The 21,873-nt window shown below is 72.3% G+C and carries 21 protein-coding genes; 14 read left to right on the top strand and 7 right to left on the bottom strand.

What is annotated here, in order from left to right; all coding sequences use genetic code 11:
- The first annotated feature begins 56 nt into the window (after positions 1–56).
- A complete protein-coding gene (locus E4P43_RS00215) occupies positions 57–1,016 on the top strand; it encodes a GDP-L-fucose synthase (RefSeq protein WP_209313659.1) in 960 nt (319 codons plus the stop codon).
- Between the two features lie 3 nt (positions 1,017–1,019).
- On the opposite strand, the gene E4P43_RS00210 is transcribed toward E4P43_RS00215, so the two are convergent.
- On the bottom strand, positions 1,020–2,264 hold the full coding sequence (locus E4P43_RS00210) for a glycosyltransferase family 4 protein (RefSeq protein WP_135143403.1): 1,245 nt from the start codon (positions 2,262–2,264) through the stop codon (positions 1,020–1,022).
- A 59-nt stretch (positions 2,265–2,323) separates the two neighbouring features.
- Between E4P43_RS00210 and E4P43_RS00205 the strand changes: the two genes are divergently transcribed.
- The 8 genes from E4P43_RS00205 to E4P43_RS00170 all read left to right on the top strand — a co-directional run bounded on the left by E4P43_RS00205 (position 2,324) and on the right by E4P43_RS00170 (position 10,494).
- Positions 2,324–2,878 (top strand): acetyltransferase, encoded by a 555-nt coding sequence (locus E4P43_RS00205; RefSeq protein ID WP_135143402.1) that lies wholly within the window; start codon positions 2,324–2,326, stop codon positions 2,876–2,878.
- Between the two features lie 122 nt (positions 2,879–3,000).
- Positions 3,001–4,377 carry a polysaccharide biosynthesis tyrosine autokinase gene (locus tag E4P43_RS00200; protein WP_135143401.1) on the top strand — a complete coding sequence of 459 codons (1,377 nt, stop codon included), beginning with the start codon at positions 3,001–3,003 and terminating at the stop codon, positions 4,375–4,377.
- Between the two features lie 136 nt (positions 4,378–4,513).
- A complete protein-coding gene (locus tag E4P43_RS00195) occupies positions 4,514–6,097 on the top strand; it encodes a sugar transferase (RefSeq protein WP_245158835.1) in 1,584 nt (527 codons plus the stop codon).
- A gap of 15 nt (positions 6,098–6,112) precedes the next feature.
- Positions 6,113–6,736, top strand: coding sequence for a hypothetical protein (locus tag E4P43_RS00190; protein WP_135143400.1), 624 nt, complete (start codon positions 6,113–6,115; stop codon positions 6,734–6,736).
- 171 nt (positions 6,737–6,907) lie between these two features.
- Positions 6,908–8,227, top strand: coding sequence for a UDP-glucose/GDP-mannose dehydrogenase family protein (locus E4P43_RS00185; protein ID WP_135143399.1), 1,320 nt, complete (start codon positions 6,908–6,910; stop codon positions 8,225–8,227).
- Positions 8,228–8,287: 60 nt separating this feature from the next.
- Positions 8,288–8,509: a hypothetical protein gene (locus E4P43_RS00180; RefSeq protein WP_135143398.1), complete on the top strand. Its 222-nt coding sequence runs from the start codon at positions 8,288–8,290 to the stop codon at positions 8,507–8,509.
- A 147-nt stretch (positions 8,510–8,656) separates the two neighbouring features.
- Positions 8,657–9,652, top strand: a complete 996-nt coding sequence (rfbB, locus tag E4P43_RS00175; RefSeq protein WP_135143397.1) for a dTDP-glucose 4,6-dehydratase — start codon at positions 8,657–8,659, stop codon at positions 9,650–9,652.
- A complete protein-coding gene (locus E4P43_RS00170; RefSeq protein ID WP_209313658.1) occupies positions 9,649–10,494 on the top strand; it encodes an NAD(P)-dependent oxidoreductase in 846 nt (281 codons plus the stop codon). Before rfbB ends, E4P43_RS00170 begins: the two co-directional genes overlap by 4 nt.
- 367 nt (positions 10,495–10,861) lie before the next feature.
- On the opposite strand, the gene E4P43_RS00165 is transcribed toward E4P43_RS00170, so the two are convergent.
- Together E4P43_RS00165 and E4P43_RS00160 are read right to left on the bottom strand one after the other, a co-directional pair.
- Positions 10,862–11,938 carry an LCP family protein gene (locus tag E4P43_RS00165; protein ID WP_245158834.1) on the bottom strand — a complete coding sequence of 359 codons (1,077 nt, stop codon included), beginning with the start codon at positions 11,936–11,938 and terminating at the stop codon, positions 10,862–10,864.
- A gap of 191 nt (positions 11,939–12,129) precedes the next feature.
- The gene (locus E4P43_RS00160; RefSeq protein WP_135143395.1) at positions 12,130–12,330 is read right to left on the bottom strand and encodes a hypothetical protein; all 201 of its coding nucleotides are present in this window, start codon (positions 12,328–12,330) and stop codon (positions 12,130–12,132) included.
- A gap of 193 nt (positions 12,331–12,523) precedes the next feature.
- On the opposite strand from E4P43_RS00160, the gene E4P43_RS00155 reads away from it, so the two are divergent.
- Both E4P43_RS00155 and E4P43_RS00150 read left to right on the top strand, forming a co-directional pair.
- Positions 12,524–13,408 (top strand): hypothetical protein, encoded by an 885-nt coding sequence (locus E4P43_RS00155; protein WP_135143394.1) that lies wholly within the window; start codon positions 12,524–12,526, stop codon positions 13,406–13,408.
- A 116-nt stretch (positions 13,409–13,524) separates the two neighbouring features.
- A complete protein-coding gene (locus E4P43_RS00150; RefSeq protein WP_135143393.1) occupies positions 13,525–13,896 on the top strand; it encodes a hypothetical protein in 372 nt (123 codons plus the stop codon).
- 107 nt (positions 13,897–14,003) lie between these two features.
- Here the strand turns inward: E4P43_RS00150 and E4P43_RS00145 are convergent, their stop codons facing one another.
- Positions 14,004–15,569, bottom strand: coding sequence for a sugar transferase (locus E4P43_RS00145; protein WP_135143392.1), 1,566 nt, complete (start codon positions 15,567–15,569; stop codon positions 14,004–14,006).
- A gap of 149 nt (positions 15,570–15,718) precedes the next feature.
- Positions 15,719–16,651 carry a hypothetical protein gene (locus tag E4P43_RS00140; protein WP_135143391.1) on the bottom strand — a complete coding sequence of 311 codons (933 nt, stop codon included), beginning with the start codon at positions 16,649–16,651 and terminating at the stop codon, positions 15,719–15,721.
- Positions 16,652–16,835: 184 nt separating this feature from the next.
- On the opposite strand from E4P43_RS00140, the gene E4P43_RS00135 reads away from it, so the two are divergent.
- The 3 genes from E4P43_RS00135 (at position 16,836) to E4P43_RS00125 (ending at position 19,841) form a co-directional block, all read left to right on the top strand.
- Complete coding sequence (locus E4P43_RS00135; RefSeq protein WP_167759001.1) at positions 16,836–17,909, top strand: glycosyltransferase family 4 protein; 1,074 nt, start codon at positions 16,836–16,838, stop codon at positions 17,907–17,909.
- Between the two features lie 103 nt (positions 17,910–18,012).
- Complete coding sequence (locus E4P43_RS00130) at positions 18,013–18,762, top strand: polysaccharide deacetylase family protein (RefSeq protein ID WP_209313657.1); 750 nt, start codon at positions 18,013–18,015, stop codon at positions 18,760–18,762.
- The gene (locus E4P43_RS00125) at positions 18,759–19,841 is read left to right on the top strand and encodes a glycosyltransferase (RefSeq protein ID WP_135143389.1); all 1,083 of its coding nucleotides are present in this window, start codon (positions 18,759–18,761) and stop codon (positions 19,839–19,841) included. The genes E4P43_RS00130 and E4P43_RS00125 overlap by 4 nt, the downstream gene beginning before the upstream one ends.
- On the opposite strand, the gene E4P43_RS00120 is transcribed toward E4P43_RS00125, so the two are convergent.
- Both E4P43_RS00120 and E4P43_RS00115 read right to left on the bottom strand, forming a co-directional pair.
- Entirely contained in the window at positions 19,820–20,602 is a 783-nt protein-coding gene (locus tag E4P43_RS00120) for a hypothetical protein (RefSeq protein ID WP_135143388.1), read from the bottom strand. The two genes, E4P43_RS00125 and E4P43_RS00120, sit on opposite strands and share 22 nt — an antisense overlap.
- Before the next feature lie 64 nt (positions 20,603–20,666).
- Positions 20,667–21,761, bottom strand: coding sequence for a hypothetical protein (locus tag E4P43_RS00115; protein ID WP_135143387.1), 1,095 nt, complete (start codon positions 21,759–21,761; stop codon positions 20,667–20,669).
- Positions 21,762–21,873 lie beyond the last annotated feature (112 nt).

Below are 21,873 nucleotides of genomic sequence, written 5' to 3'. Positions count from 1 at the left end.
GCAGAAGCTCCGCGTAGCCTAGGGCCCAATCAACACGGGGAGGATCGACTGTGACTGTGACGACCCTCGACAGGGGTGCACGTACCTACGTGGCCGGCCACGGCGGTCTCGTCGGTGGAGCGATCCTCCGGCATCTTCAGGACCTCGGGTTCACCGACTTGGTCACGCGGACGTCGCGGGAGCTAGACCTCCGTGACGCGGTCGCAGTGGAGACGTTCTTCGCCGAGCAGAAGCCGGCCACCGTTGTCGTTGCGGCCGCGAAGGTGGGCGGGATCCTCGCCAACAGCACCTACCCGGCAGACTTCCTCTCGCACAACCTGCGCATTCAGGTCAACGTGCTCGACGCCGCGGCCCACCACGGCGCCACCAAACTGCTCTTCCTCGGCTCAAGCTGCATCTACCCGAAGTTCGCCCCGCAGCCGATCCGTGAGGACTCGCTGCTGACCGGGCTGCTGGAGCCGACGAACGACGCCTATGCGATCGCCAAGATCGCCGGCGTCCTCCACGTGCAGGCCCTCCGGCGCCAGCACGGCGTCCACTACATCTCCGCAATGCCGACCAACCTCTACGGCCCGGGTGACAACTTTCACGCGACCGGATCGCACGTCCTCCCCGCACTCATCCGCAGGTTTGACGAAGCAGCGCGGTCGGGGGCTCCGTCGGTGACGGTGTGGGGGACAGGCACCCCGCGTCGGGAGTTCCTGCATGTCGATGACCTGGCCCGGGCGTGCGTGCACCTGCTGGAGCACTACGACCAGCCGGAGCCGATCAACATCGGCGTCGGGGAGGACCTTTCGATCCGGGAGATCGCCGAACTGGTCGCTGAGACCGTCGGCTTCCAAGGTGACCTCGAGTTCGACACCACCAAGCCCGATGGCACGCCGCGGAAGCTGCTCGACGTCAGCAAGATCAAGGGCTTGGGGTGGCAACCGCAGATCGGTCTGCGGGAGGGGCTCGCCGACACCTACCAGTGGTACCGCTCGCAGATGGATGCAGGATCCCTGCAGCGCACCTGAGGCTCAGCGAGCGGTAACGCGGACCCAGGCCTCGTAGCTCGTCAATGACGCCGTCCCGGTGAGGTGCTCGGCTGCGTATGCCTGGCCGTTCGCCGACATCGCCTCGGCGGTCGCCGGGTCGGCGGCGAGCTTCTCGATCGCGTCGAGGATTCCCGCGGCGTCGCCCGCCGTGACGCGCACGCCGGCCTGCGACGCGGCGATGAGCGCCGCGGCGCCGCTGCGCTCATGGGTGGCGGCCACCACGGGGCGGCCGGCGGTGAAGTAGGTCGTCAGCTTGCTCGGAACCGACATCTCCACGACGCCCGGCTTCTCGTGCAGCAGCAGGCAGTCGGCGGCGGCGAGCGCGGCTTCGAAGTCGCCCTCGGGTAGGGAATCCATCATCGAGATTCGGGAGGCACCGGCGGACCGGGTCTGTAGTGCGTCCCGCTGCGATCCGTTGCCCATCAAGACGACTCGAACGTTGCTACCGCGCTTCTCCGCTAGGCGCCCGACGTCCACGAGCCCTTCGAGACCTTGCTTGGCGCCCATGTTCCCGGCGTGCAGCGCGACAAAGTCATTGGGCTCCCAGCCCAGCTTGCGGCGCCGCTGATCACGATCCGCGCCGCCAGCGACCGTCACGTGAGCCCAGTTCGGGATGACGCGGATCCGGTCCTCGGCCACGCCGCTGGCGATCAACCGCTGGCGAAACACCTGGTGGATGACCGCGACGCCGTTCATCCGGCGCAGCAGAAGGCGCTCCAGCCAGCCGGTAACCAGGGCGAGTCTTCCCCCGCTCAGGCCTATCTCCGCCAGCGCAGCCCCGTAGAGGTCCTGCACCACTGCGCCCGTCCGGAAACCACGGAAAGGACGCAGGAGGAGCGCCGGCAGCAAGCTGAGGAGCGCCGGGCTGACGACGACCACGACGTCCGATCGCCGGCGGACGAGCCTCGCTGCCGCGCGCATGGCGAACACGATCTCCATCCACACCCGGGACAGGCCGCCCGGGTTGCGCGGCACTGGGTGAGGCACACGGATTAGCCGCACGCCGTGGTCATCGGTCGGCGGCTGGGGCCGCTCGTAGCCGGGGTGCAGGCGCCACTCCGGATAGTGCGGGTGACCGGTGATCACCGTCACGTCGTGCCCGGAGATGGCCAGGTGTCGGGCGAGGCCGGTCGTGTACGGCGCGATACCGGTCGTCTCTGGTGCGTAGTTCAGCCCGATAATCGAGACCCGCAAAGGGACACCGGTCGATTCGGCCGACGTGGCCATACATACTCCTCAGGCTGTACGGCTCCGGGTGGAGGGCGCGTAGACCGTATCCTCAGCCGGTGTCACAACCCACCGTGATCGACCTCTCAGTCGCGCCCGGTGCGGGGGAGAGCTGGGACGCCCCGGCCTGGAAGGTTTATGTCTGGGGCTTGGCGGAGCTGCTGTTCGTCAGCAGCTCGTGGCAGGTAAGTTCCCGGCTCCGCCGCGCTGTCCTGGTCGCGTTCGGTGCGCGCATCGGCCAAGGTGTCATTCTGCGGCCCCGCCTGCGCGTGCGCTTCCCGTGGAAACTCACCATCGGGGATCGCAGCTGGATCGGGGAGGACGTCTGGCTGCACAACCAGGACCAGGTGCGCATCGGATCGGACGCCGTCGTCTCGCAGGGCACCTTCGTCACGACCGGCTCCCACGCGCATCGACGCGACATGGCCCTCATCACCAAGCCGGTGGTCATCGAGGACGGCGCCTGGGTGACTGCGCGCTGCATCGTGCTCGGCGGTAGCCGCATCGGGGTGTCCGCACTGGTGACGCCAGGAACCGTCGTCAGCGGGGACGTGCCCGCTGCAATGGTCTTCGGCACGCCAGAGGGGGCCGTACTGCGCCCCCGGTTCCCGTGACCCGATCGAGGCACGGTGGCTATCCGCCGCGTCACGACGGTGAACTTCTCCTCTAAGGTCTCGCGGAGTCGAGGGCATCGGGGTCGGGCCTCTGCGCAACCCTCGACGGAAACGGGGACGGCGTGGAACTGAGAGAGGTCCTGGCCGCACTGCGCGCCGGGTGGTGGCTGCCCCTGGTCGGGTTAGTCGTCGGCGGTGCGGCGGCGCTCGGCGTCAGCCTTCTGCAGACGCCGCTCTATACGTCGTCCACGCAACTCTTCGTCTCGACCCGGGACACCGCCTCGACGTCCGAGGCGTTCCAAGGTAGTCAGTTCTCCCAGCAGCGCGTCACCTCCTACGCGCGGCTGATCACCGGGGAGGAGCTGGCCCAGCGGGTCATCGACCGGCTCGGTCTTGAGGATTCAGCCGAGCATCTGCGCGACCGCATTAGCGCTACCGCGGTCACCGGCACCGTGCTCATCGACGTGACAGTCACGGATGAGTCGCCCGAGCGGGCGCAGCGCATCGCCGATGCGGTCGGTGCGGAGTTTACCGAGTTCGCGGCGGAACTCGAGACGCCGGACGGTGCGGAGATCTCCCCCATCAAGGTCACCGTCACCGACGGGGCCGAAGCCGCGAGTGCGCCCGGTTCCCCGCAGACGACGCGCAACGTCGCGCTGGGACTGCTCGTCGGACTGTTGGTGGGAGCGGGCCTGGCCGTCCTGCGCGCGAGGCTCGACCGCACGGTCAAGGATCCGGATGAGGTCGTGCAGCTGACGGGTGTGCCGGTCATCGGCACCGTGCTGCGCGACGATGCCTTGGAGAAGCGGCACGTCGTCGACCGGAACAGCAACACCCGAACGGCCGAGGATTACCGACAGCTGCGCACGAACCTCCAGTTCCTCAACGTGGACGAGCCGCCCAAGGTCATCATGGTGACCAGCGCGCTTCCGTCTGAGGGTAAGACCACCGCCGTGGTGAATCTCGGTCTGGCTCTCGCCGACGCCGGCCGGACTGTGACCATCGTGGAAGCAGACCTCCGCAAGCCCAAGGTCACCCGGTACCTGGGTATCGTGGCCGGCGTTGGCCTCACGAACGTCCTCGCCGGCACGGCGGAGGTGGAGGAAGTCGTCCAGCAGTACGGCCCCGCCGGCTTGTCGATCATCGCCTCCGGGCCAACGCCGCCCAATCCCGGCGAGCTCCTGGCCTCCAGCAACATGTACGCCTTGCTGGAAAAGCTCCGAGACGGGAACGACTTCGTGCTCGTCGACGCGCCACCTCTCCTGCCCGTTGCTGACTCCACCGGCCTGGCGGTCTTCATGGACGGGGTGCTGCTCTCCGTCCGCTACGGCAGCACCCGCAAGGAGCAGCTCCAGCAGGCTGCAGCCTCACTGGCCCAGGTGGGCGCTAAAACTCTGGGCGTCATTCTCAACATCGTGCCGTCGCGGGCCGAACTGGCCAGCGCGTACGGCTACGGCTACGGCTACGAAGAAGGCGGCGACAAGCCCCGGGGCTCGTGAGCCCACCGGTTCGCGGCCAGCCGACGCTCGGTCGACTGCATTTCGCCATGATTTGGGCGACTATCGAGCGTTGCGACGCATCACTGCGGGGCCACGGTCTACCGATCACCGGGAATCGTCGCTACCGTCTCGGCAGTTGAACGATGAAGTTCCCGTCGCCGCCAACGCGGCAGGGATCGTTCGCGGTTTCGAGGCGCACGGGGGTGCCGCTATTTCCATGCTCGACGTCCATGACGGTCGAGACCGGGCCGACGCACGCACTATCGGTCGCGGCTGGTCCTCCTACGCGTCGCGGTTCCGCGGCGAGGGCACGGAGGCGCGCCGGGCATGGCGCGGCGCCTACGTCCGCCGCATCGTCGTCGGCGACGTGGCCTGCGCGGCGGTGGCCGGTGCGGCGGGGTACCTCGTGCGGTTCGGCCATCAGGAAGCCGCCGCCGCTTCCCTGTGGGCGGCTTTCCTGCTCCCCGTCATCTGGGTCGGTTCCATGCTGGTGGCCCGCAGCTACGAGGAGCGCTTCCTCTGGGTGGGTGCCGAGGAGTTCCGCCGCGTCTTCTTCGCGGCGATGATGCTGCTCGCCACGCTGGGGACCGTCTCGTGGGCCTTCAAGCTCGACGTCGCCCGCGGCTTCGTCGTCGTCGCGGTTCCCCTCGCGGCGGCGCTGACCTTGGCGCATCGCTACACGCAGCGGCAGCTGTTGCACCGGGCGCGTGGCCGCGGCGAGCACCTGCAGACCACGATCCTCGTCGGTCACCGCGGCGCCGTGGCAGCTCTCGACGAACAGTTGAACCGCGAGGCCTTCCACGGCTACCGGGTCATCGGCTGCTGCCTCCCTGCCGACCAGGTGAGTCCGAACGCCGACGCCTTCAACGGCCTGCCCGTACTGGGTGGTCTGGATGAGGTCGCCAGTGTGGTGAAGCGTTACGAGGTTGACACCGTCGCCGTTCTGCCGTGCCCCGAGCTCGACGGGCCGGCGCTGCGCCGGCTCGGCTGGGACTTGGAGAAGACCCGCTCCGAGCTCCTCCTGGCGCCGGCGATCACCGAGATCGTCGGGACGCGAGTGCGTATCCGCCCTGTCTGCGGGCTGCCGCTCATGCACATGGAGCGCCCCGAGCTGACCGGTATCCGCCGCATCACCAAGGATCTCTTCGACAAGACTGCGGCCACGCTGGGCGTGCTGTTCCTGTTGCCGGTGCTCCTTGGAATCGCCTGCTCGGTCAAGGTCACCAGCGCTGGGCCGGTGTTCTTCCGGCAGCAGCGGGTGGGCCGCGATGGTCAGACCTTCTCGATGCTGAAGTTCCGCAGCATGGTGACCGGCGCCGACCGCATGGTCGAGGAGCTGGCCACCGCCAGCGATGGCAACGGTGTTCTGTTCAAGAAGAAGGATGACCCGCGCGTAACCAGGGTCGGGAAGTTCCTCCGTCGCTACTCGCTGGACGAGCTGCCGCAGCTGCTCAACGTCATCCGCGGCGACATGTCCCTCGTCGGGCCCCGTCCGCCGCTGCCCACCGAGGTCGAGCGGTACGGCTTCGACATGCACCGCCGGTTCCTGGTCAAGCCGGGCCTCACCGGCCTGTGGCAGGTCAGCGGCCGCTCGGACCTCTCCTGGGACGACTCGGTGCGCATCGACGTGCGGTATGTCGAGAACTGGTCACTGATGTTCGACTTCATGATCCTGTGGAAGACGGTCGGGGCAGTTCTCCGCGGCTCAGGGGCGTACTGACCGCACAATGTGCCAATGAGCAACTCCGGTGGTCCGCCTCCGGCCTTCACCGTCCTGCTGGTGTGCACCGGGAACATCTGCCGCTCCGCGCTGGCCGAGCGGCTGGGCAGCGCCTATCTCCACGAGCGCCTCGGCGACCTGGTCGCCGACGTCCGGCTGACGAGTGCCGGGACGCAGGCCGTCGTCGGATCCGAGATGCATCCGCTGAGCGCCCTCGTCCTCAACGGCTTCGGCGCGGAGCCCGGCGCCTTCCGAGCGCAGCAGCTGATTGAGAGGCATCCGGCGGAGGCGGACCTAATCTTGACGATGACGCGGACGCATCGTCGGGACGTGCTGGCGATGGCTCCCCGCGGGCTGAGCCGGACCTTCACGCTACGGGAGGCGGCAGGCCTTCTCGACCTGGTGCCGCCGGACGCGGACCTTGCGGGAGACACGTTCCGCGAGCGCGCTCGACACCTGGTCGCCGCACTCGCGACGGCCCGGTCACGGCGTGGGGCCGGCGCGGAGGACGACGTCCGGGACCCGATCGGCAAGTCGGCAGAGGTGCACGAGGAGGTCGGGGAGCTGATCGCCGGAGCCCTCCTCCCGCTGCTCGGCCGGCTGGCGGACCTGCACGAGCACCACACCTCACCGGAGTAGCCGGTCGACCGGCCGGCATGGCCCGTGGGCTCAAGAGTTTGAACTCTCCCGATGGGGTTGGTCCGACCTCGCCGGGGTGGCAACGGAGGATGCTGACGCCTTACCGTCCGGAGTGATCAGCGGGGCGGTCGAGCGCGCCGTCCTGCTGTCTTCTTCGAACAGGAGCAAGGCATGCGAATCTCGGTCATCGGCTGTGGTTACCTCGGGGCGGTCCACGCTGCCTCGATGGCCGAGCTCGGCCACGACGTCGTGGGCATCGACGTCGACGTGCCCAAGATCGAGGCCCTCGCGATGGCGAAGGCCCCGTTCTACGAGCCGGGCTTCGAGGAGTTGCTGGCCCGCACGCTCGCCACCGGGCGCCTCCGCTTCACCACCGACTTCGCCCAGGCCGCAGGCTCATCCGTGCACTTCGTCTGCGTGGGGACCCCGCAGAAGCGCGGTGAGTACGCCGCCGACATGCGCTACGTGCAGGGCGCCGTCGAGTCGCTGATCGACGTGCTGGCCCCGGGCGAGCTGGTCGTGGGGAAGTCCACCGTGCCCGTCGGCACCGCAGCCGCGCTGGCCGACCTCGTCGCCTCGAAGGTGCCCGGCGCCCTGCTGGCCTGGAACCCCGAGTTCCTGCGCGAGGGGTTCGCCGTCCAGGACACCCTGCACCCCGACCGGCTGGTCTACGGGCTGCCGGCCGGACCGGACGCCGTCACCGCCCGGGCTTTGCTCGACGAGGTCTACGCGACGATCGTCGAGCGAGGCACGCCCAAGGTGGAGAGCGACTACGCCACCGCGGAGATGGTGAAGACCGCGGCGAACTCCTTCCTCGCCACCAAGATCAGCTTCATCAATGCGATGGCGGAGCTCTGCGAAGCGACAGGCGCGGACGTGAAGCTGCTGGCCGACGCCATCGGGTACGACGACCGGATCGGGCGCAAGTTCCTCAACGCCGGGCTCGGCTTCGGCGGCGGATGCCTGCCCAAGGACATCCGCGCCTTCATGGCCCGCGCCGGGGAGCTGGGGGCCGACCAGGCGCTGACCTTCCTGCGCGAGGTCGACAACATCAACATGCGCCGCCGCATCCGCATGGTCGAGCTGGCCCGCGAGGTGCTGGACGGATCGCTGCTCGGCAAGCGCGTGGCGGTGCTGGGCGCGGCGTTCAAGCCCGACAGCGACGACATCCGCGACTCGCCTGCCCTCAACGTCGCCCAGCAGCTGCAGCTCCAGGGTGCCGTCGTCCGCGTGACCGACCCGGCCGCGATCGAGAACAGCCGTCGCGAGTGGCCGCACCTCGACTACGCCGCCACCCCGGAGGAGGCGGCCGAGCGGGCCGACGCGGTGCTCGTGCTGACGGAATGGAAGCAGTACCGGGAGCTGGACCCGGTCGCCTTCGGTGAGGTCGTCCGCCAGAAGCGAGTGCTCGACGGTCGTAACGCCCTGAGCCGGACCGCCTGGACCGAGGCCGGTTGGTCTTACCGCGCCCTGGGGCGACGGGCAGGCTGACGCCTCGGTTACGAGGCCGGCACGGCGAAGGAGGCTGGCGCTGTGGCGAGGTACCGGGTGGTGGCTGAGAACGGCCAGGTGGTGAGGCAGTTCCAGGCTCCCGATGACGACCTGGCCGCTTTCGAGGCGGGCATCCCGATGCAGGGCGAGCACCGGAAGCAGGTCCGTGCCGAGGGCGCCGTGCCAGGGGAGTACCGGCTGGAGAAGTGGGTGGCAGGGGCCTGGGACTTCGCCGGCCGCTACGGAGCGCTCACGGCAGACCCACCGGCCCGCGGTGGCTGACGGACGCGGCTCACCCCGCCGAGGGGCGGTGTCGCGTCATGGGGTCCCTCGCCGACTACCGTCGTCCCTTGCACGACGATCCGCCGAGCGGCGGTTGCCGGGCGGGGCTCCGCTCCGGCGGGGACACGGCTTAGGAGTCAGCAGACGATGCGCATGCTCGTCACCGGGGGCGCCGGTTTCATCGGTGCCAACTTCGTGCACCAGACCCTGCGCGACCACCCCGAGTTCGAGGTCACCGTCCTCGACGCGCTCACCTACGCCGGCAACGAGGCCTCGCTGGCCTCGGTCCGCGACGACATCGAGTTCGTGCACGGCTCGGTTGCCGACGCCGACGTCGTCGACCGGCTGGTGGGCCGCAGCGACGTCGTCGTGCACTTCGCCGCCGAGAGCCACAACGACAACTCGCTGCGCGACCCCTCGCCGTTCCTGCAGACCAACATCGTCGGCACGTTCACGCTGCTCGAGGCGGTGCGCAAGCACGGAGTCCGCTACCACCACATCTCCACCGACGAGGTCTACGGCGACCTCGAGCTCGACGACCCGGCCAAGTTCACGCCGGAGACGCCGTACAACCCGAGCAGCCCCTACTCCTCGACCAAGGCCGGCTCCGACCTGCTGGTCCGCGCGTGGGTGCGCTCCTTCGGCATCCACGCCACCATCTCGAACTGCTCGAACAACTACGGGCCCTACCAGCACGTGGAGAAGTTCATCCCGCGGCAGATCACCAACGTGCTCTCCGGGCTGCGCCCCAAGCTCTACGGCGCAGGGGAGAACGTGCGCGACTGGATCCACGTCGAGGACCACAACTCCGCGGTGCACGCGATCCTCGACCGCGGCCGCTCGGGCGAGACCTACCTGATCGGCGCCGACGGCGAGAAGAACAACCGCGAGGTGCTCGGCCTGATCCTCGAGCTCACCGGCCAGCCCGCCGACGCCTTCGACTCCGTCGCCGACCGGGTCGGCCACGACCTCCGCTACGCCATCGACGCCACCAAGCTGCGCACCGAGCTCAACTGGACGCCGAAGTATACCGAGTTCCGCGACGGCCTGGCCGCCACGATCGACTGGTACCGGGAGAACACCGCCTGGTGGCGCCCGCTCAAGGACGGCGTCGAGGCCCAGTACGCGGCCCAGGGGCAGTGAACGCAGTCATCGTCGGCGCGGGCGGCCAGCTCGGCCGGGCGCTGCGGCGCGAGTTCCCGCAGGCCGTCGCCCTCGACCGCGCCGCCCTCGACGTCACCGACGCGGCCGCCGTGCGCGCCTACGTCTGGGCCGGCGTCGATGTCGTCCTCAACGCCGCCGCCTGGACGGCCGTCGACGCCGCCGAGGACCCGGCCAACCACGCCGCCGTCCGCGCCGCCAACGTCGACGCCGTCGGCCACCTGGCCGAGGCCGCTGACGAGCACGGCGCGGCCCTGGTCCACCTCTCCAGCGAGTACGTCTTCGACGGCACGCATGCGGGTCCCATCCCCGAGGACCTGCCGCCCTCGCCGCTGAGCGTCTACGGCCGAAGCAAGGCCGACGGCGACGCCCGCGCCACTGCGGTCGAGCGCCACTGGCTGGTGCGCACCACCTGGGTTGTGGGGGAGGGCGGCAACTTCGTCCGCACCATGGCGGGCCTCGCCGACCGCGGCATCTCGCCCACGGTGGTCGACGACCAGATCGGCCGGCTCACCTCCGCCGCAGACCTCGCCGCCGGCATCCGCCACCTCGTCGAGAGCCGGGCGCCCTACGGCACCTACAACCTCACCGGCGACGGCGAGCCGGCGAGCTGGGCCGACGTCGCCGCCGCCGTCTTCACCGCCCGCGGCCGCTCGGCCGACGACGTGACGCGCGTCAGCACCGCCGACTACTTCGCCGGAAAGACCGGGATGGCGCCCAGGCCGTTGAACAGCCTGCTGAGGCTGACCAAGATCCAGAATGCGGGCTTCCGTCCCCGTGAGTGGCGGGCGGGGCTGTGCGACTACCTGGCAACCGACGCCTGACTGTTCGAACGCCGCAGGTTCGACGAGGCAGGCCGCTACGGGTGCGGGAGGCGCTGAGCGGCGCACTCGGGCCATGTCGCCGGAAGGCGGAATTCACCCACAGCGGCAGGTGGCTGTGCCAGGGTGCGGGGCCATGGAGAAGCGGCGCAGACGCTCGATTGGGCCGGGTCAGCCCTGCGGGATCTGCGGCGGTCCCACCACGGTGGTCGAGTCGCGGGCCGTTCGCCGCGGCACAGCTTGGCTCAACCCTGCGTGGCGCGCTGACCGGCGCACCTACGAACTGTGCGACGGTTGCGGCGCTCGCCAGGTGTTGACGCAGTGACCGCGTGCGGAGTGGTGACTGGGCTCTAGGGGGCGGAACGAGCGGCTAGCGGGGCACCTCGGGCAGGGCTTCGTTCGCGAACTCCGCGGCGTTCTTGCCCAACGTGTCGTTGCGCAGGTAGCCCCACATCCGCTCGCCGGCCGTGGAGTCGAGGTAGACGACGCTGGCCGGCCCCTCCATGCCCGTGCCGAGCACCGGCGCGGTGAAGAAGTCGATGCTCTCCGGCGTCACGCCGCGCAGTGACAGAGCCAGCGACACCATGTCGGCGTTGCCCAGGCCGTCATCGACCGCGACCGCGCTGGTGACCGCGCGCAGCGCGCCGTCCAGGCGGCTGGGGCTGCTGAAGGTGTCGGAGCTGAACAGCTTTCCGAACATCGACTGCAGGTACTGCTGCTGCCGCCGCACCCGGTCGAAGTCCCCGCCCGGCAGGGTCTTGCGCTCGGCGAGGTACCAGCGAGCCTGCTCGCCGTTCAGGTGGTTCGTGCCGGCCTGGAACGTGTACGGGCCGTTGCTGGTCGTCTCCGCCACGACCACGTCCACGCCCCCCAGGTCGTCGGTCACCTGGATCAGGCCCTCGAAGTCGATCGCCACGTAGTGGTCGATGCGCAGCTGGGTGAGCTCCTCGACCGTCTGGATGAGCAGGCTCGGCCCGCCGAACGCGTACGAGGCATTGATCTTGTTCATGCCGCGTCCGGGGATGTTGACCCAGCTGTCGCGGGGGATGGAGATGAGCTGGGCGTTCTGCCGGTCCGCGGTGAACCGCACCAGCATGATCGCGTCCGAGCGCCCGCCGGGCAGCTCGCCGTCCTCCGGTGAGATGCGGTCGTCGGAGCCGACCAGCAGGAAGGTGAGCGGCTCGGCACCGGCCGCCTCGGCGGGGGTGGCCGGCGCGGGCCGGGTCTCCTCCTCGAGGCCGGCGAACACGTCGCCTACCCGGTCTACGTTGCCGGCGTAACGGTCGACCAGGAACAGCCCGATGCCGCCCACGACCAGCACAAGCACCAGCACCAGCGAGCCGACGACGATCAGCGTCCGGCGCACCCGGTGCCGCGGTGCGGGAGCCGCCTCCTCGTCGTCGGCGAGGTCGTCGAGACCCAGGGGCGCGCGCTCGTCCGCGTCCACGGCCGCAGGGGAGCCCCCGGCAGCATCGGTGCGCGGCGGCCTGCCCGGATCGTCGGTGCTCATGGGTCCCCCGTCTGCTGTCGCTGCGCAGAAGGGTAGGCGCAGGAGGACGGCGCGAGGGAGGCCTGTGACCCCTAGGGGTCAGACGTGTGGGACCGGTGTGCGGGAACTTCAGGGAGTGAGCCGAGGGGTCAGCGGAACGTGCCCGGCCGGCCCGCGGCGGCGAATACGGCCTCGGGGAGCGGGGCCTCGAGCGGGTTGCCGTCGACGACGAAGTTCAGCTCGGTGTGACCTTCGGTGGCGTCGGCCAGCCGGATCCCGCGGCCGATGACCGTCGCCAGCAGCAGCGCGAGCATCATCCACCCCGCTGCGACCATCCACACTGCGCTCATGAGTTCTTCCTACGGGAGGACCAGGCCCGGGAAGAGCCGTTCGGTCAGGCGTGGCTTGCCAAACCGGACGACCGCTTCGGTAGGTGCGCGTCATACCCGTGTCAGGTGGTGTTCAGTCATCGTTGTGTGACACGTGGGAAACAGCGGCTGACAACCTGTGACGGAGCGGTCAGGTTCTTCCTCGCTTCTGCCGATGACCCAGTTTGTGTGGTGGCTCTGGATCGCGGGTGTGCTGGCCGTCTGGCTGGTCGTGGCAACGCTGGCTGCTGTGGTCATCGGCCGTGGCATCCGCCTGGCCGACGAGCGCTCCCCGGCCTCGGCCGGGCTGCTGAGCACCGCCGAGCTGACCCCGGCCCCGGCCCCCGCACGCACCCGCCGCCGCGCCGTGCCGCTCCCGCCCGTCGGCGTCGCGCTCGCCGCCGCCGCCGTCGCCCTCATGGGCACCGGCTTCGTCCTGCGGCTGAACGGCACGACCGGCCCCGTCGCACAGCTGCTGTCGATGGATGCCGAGCTCTCCCTGCCCCGCATGTTCGTCGCCCTGCTCTTCGCCGTCGCCGCCCTGGCCGCCCTCGCCGGCGCGTCGCGCATGTCCGGTCGCCGGACCTGGTGGACGGCGGTCGCCGTCGTCGCCGCGGGCATCGCCACCGTGAAGGCCGGCGGCAGCATCCACGTCGACGGCATGACCAGCCTCGCCGACGCCGTCGGCTCGGCCGCGGCCGTCGCGGTCAGCGGCGCCCTCGCCCTCGCCGTCGTCGCCGCGCTCTGGGTCCTGAGCCGGCACGAGCGCCGCGACCGCCGCCGCGTGCTCGGCAGCCTCGGTGGCTACGCCGTCGCCGCCGTCGGCCTCTCCGCGCTGACCTACGTCGTCCCGGCCAACCTCGCCACGACCACCACGTTCATCGAGGAGTCCGGCGAGGCGCTCGCCGGCGTCTCGTTCCTCATGGCCGTGCTCATCGGTGTCGCGCCGCGCCTGGTGCTGCCTGCCGACTGGGCGATGCGCCGCTCCGCCGACGCCGAGACCCTCGACATCGCCGAGGTGCTGCCCGGCCGTCCGGCCGAGGGCCTCACCCGCTCCTGAGTTCGGCAGCAAGGGGTGAAATGGGTGGGAGAAGTCCCGCCTGCGTCGCGCGCCGGCCGCTTCGCCCTCTGAGCCATCGGGTCCAGCCCGGGCGGTCGCCGAGCTAGCGTCACGCCGTGCCTGACCTCCCCGCCCCGGAGCCGCCCGCCGAACAGGTCGCCCTACGGGCGACCGTGGAGGCAGTCCTCCGCGACTACGAAGGCACCGCGTCGTACAGCCACAACGACCGGTTCGGGGAGTCCGACAACCGCCGGGAGGCCGTCTACGGCTGGGGCACAACGATCGTGCCCCAGGCAGCAGGCGACCCCATCGAGGTGTGGTTCGACGGGCTCGATGAGGACATCGCGGTGTGGCAGGACAGCGGCGGCCCGTGGTGGCGCCGGCGCCGCCGTTCCAACTGGCACGAGTGGCGTGACCTCACCGACCTCGACAGCGTCCTGGCCGACGTCACCCGTGTGGTGCGCACGCTGTTGAGCGACTACCGCTAGGTCGCCCGCCTCACGCAGGTGACCCCGGTGTCATGGACGGGCTGCGACTCTCCCGACCACAATCAGCCCTTGCTGCCGAACTCACCCGCTCCTGAGCGCCGTACGGGTCAGCGGCCCGCGGCCCGCAGCACCGAGCTGAACGTCCGCAGCACGATCTTCACGTCGAGCCACAGCGACCAGTTCTCGATGTAGTAGTTGTCGAACCGCGCCCGGTCGGCGATCGAGGTGTCGCCGCGCAGCCCGTGCACCTGGGCCCAGCCGGTGAGGCCGGACGGCACGCGGTGCCGCGCCTCGTAGCTGGGGTACAGGCTGCGGAACTGGTCGACGAAGTGCGGCCGCTCCGGCCGCGGCCCGACCAGGCTCATGTCGCCGCGCAGGATGTTGTAGAGCTGCGGCAGCTCGTCCAGCGACGTCGCCCGCAGGAACCGGCCCACCCGGGTCAGCCGCGGGTCGTCGCCGATGTTCCAGGTGGTGGCCGACTCGGCCTCCGTCGCGGGGCGCAGCGAGCGGAACTTGAGCACCTCGAAGTGGTGGCCGTCCACGCCCACCCGCTTCTGGCCGAAGAGGATCCCCGGGCCGCTGTCCAGGCGGACGGCGACCGCGATGAGCGCCAGCACCGGCGCCAGCAGGAGCAGCGCCAGACCGGCGACGAGCACGTCGGCGAGCCGCTTGGCCCGCCAGGCGCGGCTGCGGTACGTCGCGCGGCGCAGCCGGACCAGCGGGAAGCCCCAGACGGTGTCCATCGACGACTCGACCTGGTGCAGCTCGAACAGCCGGGGGACGACGAACAGCTCGCAGCTGTACCGGTCGCAGGTGCGGATCAGGCTGACCATCTCCGACTCCTTCATGGAGGAGAAGGCCACCACCACCGTGCGCACACCACCGGTCTCCAGCATCCGGCGCAGCCGCTCCGGGCCGCCGAGCACGGGCAGCGTGCGGGGCACGTCCAGCTCGGACGGGTCCGGGTCGAGGAAGCCGACCGGCCGCAGCCCGTACTCCGGGTGCTCCTGCAGCACGTCGGCCACCTGCACGCCGACCCGCCCGGCGCCCAGGATCAGCGTCCGGTAGGCCACCCGGCCGCGCGCCCGCAGGCGCCGCACCACCGCGTAGCCGACGGCGCGCAGCACGACCAGCACCACGCCCGTCGCGGCAGCGCCCCACAGGAACCGCCACTCGATGACGACGCCCTGCGAGCTGGTCGTGTCGCGCAGCGTCTCCGCCACGACGGTGAAGCCCGCCGCGGTCAGGCACCGCCCGGACAGCACCGGGAAGTCGTCGAGCACCGACAGGGACAGCCGGGAGCGGTACATCCCGGCCAGCAGCAGCAGGCCGACCAGGAGGGCGCCGAAGGTGAGGATCTCCCGCGTGGGCGCGGCGATCCCCAGCCGGTCGCTGGCCCAGGACATGCCGGCGAGGACGACCAGCAGGGAGAGCACGTCGAGGCCGAGCAGCAGCGGCCGGACGCCGAAGCGGGTCAGCCGCCGCCAGCCGGCGCCCACGAGGCTCGGCGTGGGGAGCGCGACCAGCCGGCGCCGGCGGGGCGGCGTCCCGTGGTCGGGCTCGACGTCGTCGAAACGGATCGGACCGTGCGGCTGCCTCGGTATCGAGGGGCCGGTGTCGGTCCGCGGCAGCACCCCCCGGTCACCGGGGTCGAGTCGGAGGTCTTGCGTCATCGGAAGAGGCCCTTCGAGAGCGCGCCGTGCACGGAGTGACGAGGGCGGGACGCAGAGTCCCGGGAGAAGAGCACGGCGGTGCCGTGCGGTCGGACGCAGAGGCGACGGCGCGGTGGCGGGCGAGCGGCCACGGCGCCTGAGGCCTGGCGTCAGTCGGGGCGGTCTCCCGGTTCCCCGGCGCTTCCGGAGACGTGCGGGCTGTCGGCTGTCGCGGCCAGTGCGCTGGCCGCGGCGACCGAGGCGCTGTCGGCTTCACCGAGAACGGCGGGCTGGAGCTGGTGGCCGTCGCCGTGGCCACCGCCGGTGCACGAGGAGCTCGCGGCGACCGGTGCGGACGGGCAGGACGGGGGCGCCGACGGGGGGACCGGCTCGGGGCGCGGCGCCGGCGGCGGACCGCCGATCGGGTGGGCCAGCGGCTGGACGGTGATTTCGGCCGTGGCCGGTGCCGGGACGGGGGAGGCGGCCGCCGGTTCCGCCACCGGCGGCGCCGACGGCGCCGGGGTGCTCACCGGCTCCGGCTCCGGCTCCGGTGCGGGAGCCAGCGGCGCGGCGGGCGCGGCGGGCGCAGCGGGCGCGGCGGCGACCGGCGCCGGGGTCGCGTCCGGGACGGCCGGGACGTCGGGTGCGCTCGGCGTGGTCACCGGGGGCGCGGAGGCCTGGGGTGGCGTGACGGGCAGGTCGACCGGGGCGGGAGCGCCGCGGTCGGGAGCCGCGGCCCGGTCGGGCAGCTCCGGCAGCGAGGGCAGCGAGGGCAGGGAGGAGGGCGGCGCGGCCGGCGCGGCGGCAGGCGGGGCGGCCGGAGGAGCGGCGGGCGGCCCGGGCTCGCCCGGACCACCCGAAGGCGGTGCAGCGGGGACCGACGGCGGGGGGCCGTGGCCCGCGGCGGGCTCGGCGGCAGCGGCGCGGGGCGCGTCAGCGGCGTCGGCCCGGGCGGTGCCGGCCAGCACGGTCAGCAGGGCGCAGGAGGCGAGCAGGAGGACGGCGCCCAGCAGCAGGCGCACGGGCCAGGGCAGAGCGCCGGCGGTCGGCAGGGGGCGCGAGGGGACGGCACGCGGCGTCGTGACCGCAGCACAAGTGCTCACGCTTTCCCCCTTCCAGGCTGCGCTGCCTGTTCCGGCGAGGCCGTCGGATCTGCACTGCCGGAGCCAAGATCATCGATGCGGATGGTCACGGAGTGCAAGCCCGGTCTGCTCCGACTGGGCAGATTCCACCCTTAAGTGACAGACCGTGTTCGTCGGTGCGAGCTGAGCGATGCATCATGCGGTCGTGACGACTCCGGCACCGACCTCGGCCGGCGCCGGTGGGCCCGAGCCCACGGTGCTGCGCGTGCTCCACGTGGTGGAGAAGTTCAGCAGCGGGGTGGGGTCGGCGATCGCGCAGTACACCCGGTCGCTGCCGCACGCCGACCACTACCTCCTCTCCACCACGGCCGTCGACGCCGAGGGCGACCTCGCCGACCAGGCTTCGTTCGCCGGCGTCTTCCGGATGGGTGGGTCCGTGCCGGCGAAGGTGCGCCGCGTCCGGCAGGTGGTCGCCGAGGTGCACCCGGACGTCGTGCACGCCCACTCCAGCCACGGCGGTGCCTTCGCCCGCCTCGCCGTGCGCTCGGGCCGGCACCACCTCGTCTACACCCCGCACTGCTACGGCTTCGAGCGTCGCGACGTCGGCCGGCCGGCGCGGGCCGCGTTCTGGCTCGCCGAGGCCCTGCTCGCGCCCAACACCTCCGTCCTCGCCGCCTGCTCCGACCGCGAGGAGGAGCTGTCGCGCTGGCGCTGGAGCCGGGCCCGCCGGGTCGTGGTGCCCAACGTGGCGCCGGTCGCCGCGGGCCCCGCCGGCCGCGTGCGAGGCACGCCGCCGCTGCTCGCCGGTGGTGGCCGCATCTCCCCGCAGAAGGACCCGGGCTTCTTCGCCGACGTCGTCACCGCGGTGCGCCGGGAGGAGCCGGACCTGCGGGCCGTGTGGCTGGGGGACGGGACCGGCGACGGCCGAGCGGCCCTGGAGGACGCCGGGGTCGAGGTGACCGGCTGGCTGCCGCGCTCGCTGGTGCTCGAGCGGCTCGCCGACGCCGACCTGTACCTGCACTCGGCCCGCTGGGAGGGCTTCCCGCTCATGGTCGCCGAGGCGACCGCGCTGGGGGTGCCCACGCTCGTGCGGCCGGTCTCCTCCTTCGCCACCGTCCCGGCCCGGGTGCGCCCCGCCGACGCGGTGGCCGAGGCCCTCGCCTGCCTGCGCGACCCGGTCCGCGCAGACGAGAACCTGGCGCTGTGGGCAGGGGTGCTGGCGGAGAACACGGTCGAGGTGCAGGCTCGCCGGCTGGCCGAGGCCTACGCGCGGCGCTGAGGGCATGACCCCGAGGGGTCAGCCCGGCCCGGGGAGCGCGACGCCGACCGCCGCCATCTCCTACGGTCAGGTAAGGACCAGCACGCGAGCGGACGGGGGGACCATGACCACGGCATCGGCCGGCTCACTGGCGGTCGTGCGCACCCCGCCGGTCCTGATGTACCACTCGGTCAGCCCGTCGACGGCGCCGGACCCGCACCTGCTGCGCGTCCACCCCGACCGGCTCGACCAGCAGCTGCGCACCCTGCGCCGGCTGGGCCTGCGCGGTGTCTCCCTCGCCGAGCTCGTCGACGCCGTGGACCGCGGGGACGCGCGCGGCCTGGTCGGGCTCACCTTCGACGACGGCTACGCCGACTTCCTCCACCACGCCGTGCCCGTGCTGGCCCGGCACCGGATGACCGCAACCGTCTACATGGTCGCCGACCGCCTCGCCGGCACCAACGACTGGGACGAGGCGCCCCAGCTCCCGCTCATGGACGCCGACGAGCTGCGCGCCGTCGCCGCGGCCGGGCACGAGGTGGGCAGCCACACCATGACCCACGCCGCGCTGGCCGGGCTGGACCCCGCCTCGCTCGAGGTGGAGCTGCGCGGGAGCCGCGAGGTCCTCGAGCAGCTCCTGGGCGCCCCGGTGCGCGGCTTCTGCTACCCGTACGGCAGCTTCGACCGTGCAGCGGCCGACGCCGCCCGCGCGGCCGGCTACGACCACGCCTGCGTCACCCGCGACTACTCGGTCAGCGACCGGTTCACCCTGCCCCGCTTCTACGTCGGCCAGGAGGACAGCGGGCTGCGCCTGGTGGCCAAGCTCGTCCGGCACCACCTCGTCCAGCGGCGGACCGGCGGCAGCGCGGCATGAGGGTCCTGCACGTCATCACCGGGCTCGCGGCCGGTGGCGCGGAGACCCAGCTGCGGCTGCTCCTGCAGCACAGCGGCCACGACGCGGAGGTGGTGGCGCTCTACAACGCCGCCTCGGTCGCCGACCAGCTCCGCGCCGACGGCGTCCCGGTGACCGACCTCGGCATGCGCAGCAACACCCAGCTCGGTGCGGTGCTCCGGCTGGCCCGCCTGGTGCGCGTCGGCCGCTACGACGTCGTCCACGTGCACCTCTTCCGCGCCTTCCTCTACGGGCGGCTGGCCGCCCGGCTCGGCGGCGTGCGGTGCGTCGTCGCCACCGAGCACTCCCTGCTCGACGACCAGCTCGAGGGCCGGCCGGCCACCCGCGGTGTCCGTGCGCTCTACCTGGGCGCCGAGCGGCTCGGCCGGGTCACCCTGGCCGTCTCCGACGCCGTGCGGGACAACCTCCTGGCCTGGGGCATCGCGCCCGAGCGGGTCCGCGTCGTGCCCAACGGCCTGGACCTCGACGCCCTGGCCTTCGACCCCTTCGCCCGCGCCGAGGTGCGCCGCGCCCACGGCATCCCCGACGACGCGCAGGTGGTCGGCGCGATCGGCCGGCTGCACCCCGGCAAGCGCTTCGACGTGCTGGTGGAGACGCTGGCGCCCACCCTCGGGCCCGGCCGGCGGCTGCTGGTCGTGGGGGAGGGGACCGAGCGCGAGCACCTCACCGCCCTCGCCGGGCGGCTGGGCGTCGGCGCCTGGGTGCACCTCGCCGGCGAGCAGGCGGTCGCCCCGTACCTGTCGGCGATGGACGTGCTCGTGTCCCTCTCGCGCTACGAGACCTTCGGCCTGGTCGTCCCCGAGGCGCTGGCCAGCGGCCTGCCCGTCCTCTACCGCCGGTGCCCGGCGCTGGAGGAGCTCGGGGTGCCCGTGCCCGGCGCGGTCCGCCTCCCCGACGACGAGACCGGGCTGCCGGCGGCCGTCGACGAGGCCCTCGCCCGCCCGGCCGGTGACCGGAGGTGCCCGGACGAGCTGCGGAGCATGGACATCCGCGCCGTCGCGACGGCCGTGGACGAGGTCTACAGCTCCTGCGCCCGCTGACGGCGGCGGGCGCGGGCGGCGAGCAGCTGCGCGGCGGCCGCCCCGACCAGCGCGCCCAGCACGGCCGCGCCACCCACCAGCGGGACCGTGGCCTTGGGGTCGGAGGTCTGCGCCGGCCGGGCCTCGGTGACCTGCTCCAGCGACCAGCCGGGCACGCGCTCGTCGGCGGCCTGGTCCAGCAGCTGGTCCGCGGCCGTGTTCGCCCACTCCGCCGAGCGCTGCGCGTCGCCGGTGCGGGTGCGGATCGAGATGAGGGGCGCGTCGGCCGACTCCGACACGGTCAGCGCGTCGTCGAGGTCGGACCGCTCGACGTCGAGCTCGCGGGTCACGCCGTCGAGGACGGCGTCGGAGTTGGCGATCTGCACCCAGATCGAGGTGAGCGGCGAGGACACCGAGACCGCGGGGTCGTCGGGCAGCACCGCGACCAGCGCCTCCGAGGTGTACGTCGGGGCGCGGGTCGTGCCGTAGAGCAGCGCGGCGTTGACCAGCAGCGCGGCACCCAGCAGCGGCAGGAGCACCGCCGGCCACCGGGACCGGCGCCGGGCCGGCGCCGCGGGGGCGGACGTCGTGGCGGCGCCCTCGGCAGGGGTCGAGGAGGCGACGGCGATGGCGGCAGCGCCCTTCGCCGCGGACGAGGCCGTCGCGGCCGCGCCGTCCGACGGGGCGTCCTGCGGGCGCTCGCCACCGGCTCGGGCGGTGCTGCCCGCCACGTTGCGCGCCCGGTTCTGCGGCCGCTGTCCTGTCGCCACCCGCTTCGTCACGCCGACGACAGTAGGGTCCACCGGCCCTGGCGGCTGCCGGCTGCGCCCCGAAGGGGTGAGGCCCTCAGTCGCGCAGGTCGGCGGCCACCCGCCGCAGGGCCGCCTCGGACTCCGTGCCCGGGATGCCGAAGCCGTCGCCGTCGGCCGGGGTGGAGGTGTACGGGGTGAACGCGCGCACCCAGTCCCAGCCCGCCGCGCGGCGCAGCGCCGCGGCCATGTACTCCGCCCGCCGGGGCTCCGGCACGTGGTACCAGCTGCCCGGGGTCGTGTCGTAGCCGAACTCGCCGATGACGACGTCGCGCTCGATGCCCTCGTCGCGCGCCACCTGGTCCCGCAGCCGCTCCAGGCCGAGGAACGTCATGTCCTTGACCCCGGTCGGCACCTGCTGGTCGGCCGACCCGGCGGGCGCGTCGGGGGCGAACCCCTCGTCCTCGTCGCCGCTGTAGGGGTGCACGCCGAGGTCGTCGTAGAAGAACCCGTTCCCCGCGTCGCCGCCGCGCGCGGCCAGGGCGGCGCTCAGCTCGGCCATGTAGCCGAGGTCGTTGTTGCTCAGCACGCCGCCGACCAGCCGCACGTCGGGGTCGCGGCGCTGGGTCTCCTCCCAGACGGCCTTGAGCAGGTCGGCGTACCGGCCGGCGTCGGGCCCCTGCCGCCAGAAGGCGGGGTTGTTCGGCTCGTTCCACACCTCGTAGCCGGCGACGTCGGTGCCGAACCGGTCGACCAGCTGGCCGAACAGCGCGGCCCAGCGCTGCGCGTCGGCCCCCTCCGGGGCGTACCAGCGGCCCCGGCCGTCCATCCACTCCGGCGTGCTGTTCACGTGCAGGTAGACGCGCAGCCCCAGCTCGCCGGCGCGCGCGACCACCGGGTCCAGCGGCGCGGTGTCGCAGGTCTCGGTGGGGCACAGCCAGCGGACGTCGGCGGTGACCTGGATGCCGCCGGCGCCGTAGCGGACGGCGTCGGACAGGTCGTCCATCGCCGTCTCCAGGGTCTGCCTCCGCTCTCCCTGGTCCGCGCCCACCGGCAGCACCGGGAGCACCAGCACGCCGCCGGGCGGCGCCGTCGCGAGGTCAGGGCCGGTCGTCCGGCCGACCGCGTAGGCCCCGGCGGCCACGACGAGCGCCAGCGGGACCACGACCCACGACAGGCGCCGCCACCTCACCCTTTGCAGGGAGCGGGGCCCCTCGGGAGACAGACGACCCGGGTCACCGGCTGCCATCATGCGAGGGCACCGGACGGACGGGTGGCCGGCAGGCCGACGCCCGCGCGAGGAC

The sequence above is a fragment of the Blastococcus sp. TF02A-35 genome (assembly GCF_004571075.1).
Lineage (GTDB): Bacteria > Actinomycetota > Actinomycetes > Mycobacteriales > Geodermatophilaceae > Blastococcus.
This window is presented reverse-complemented; position numbering and strand designations above follow the sequence as displayed.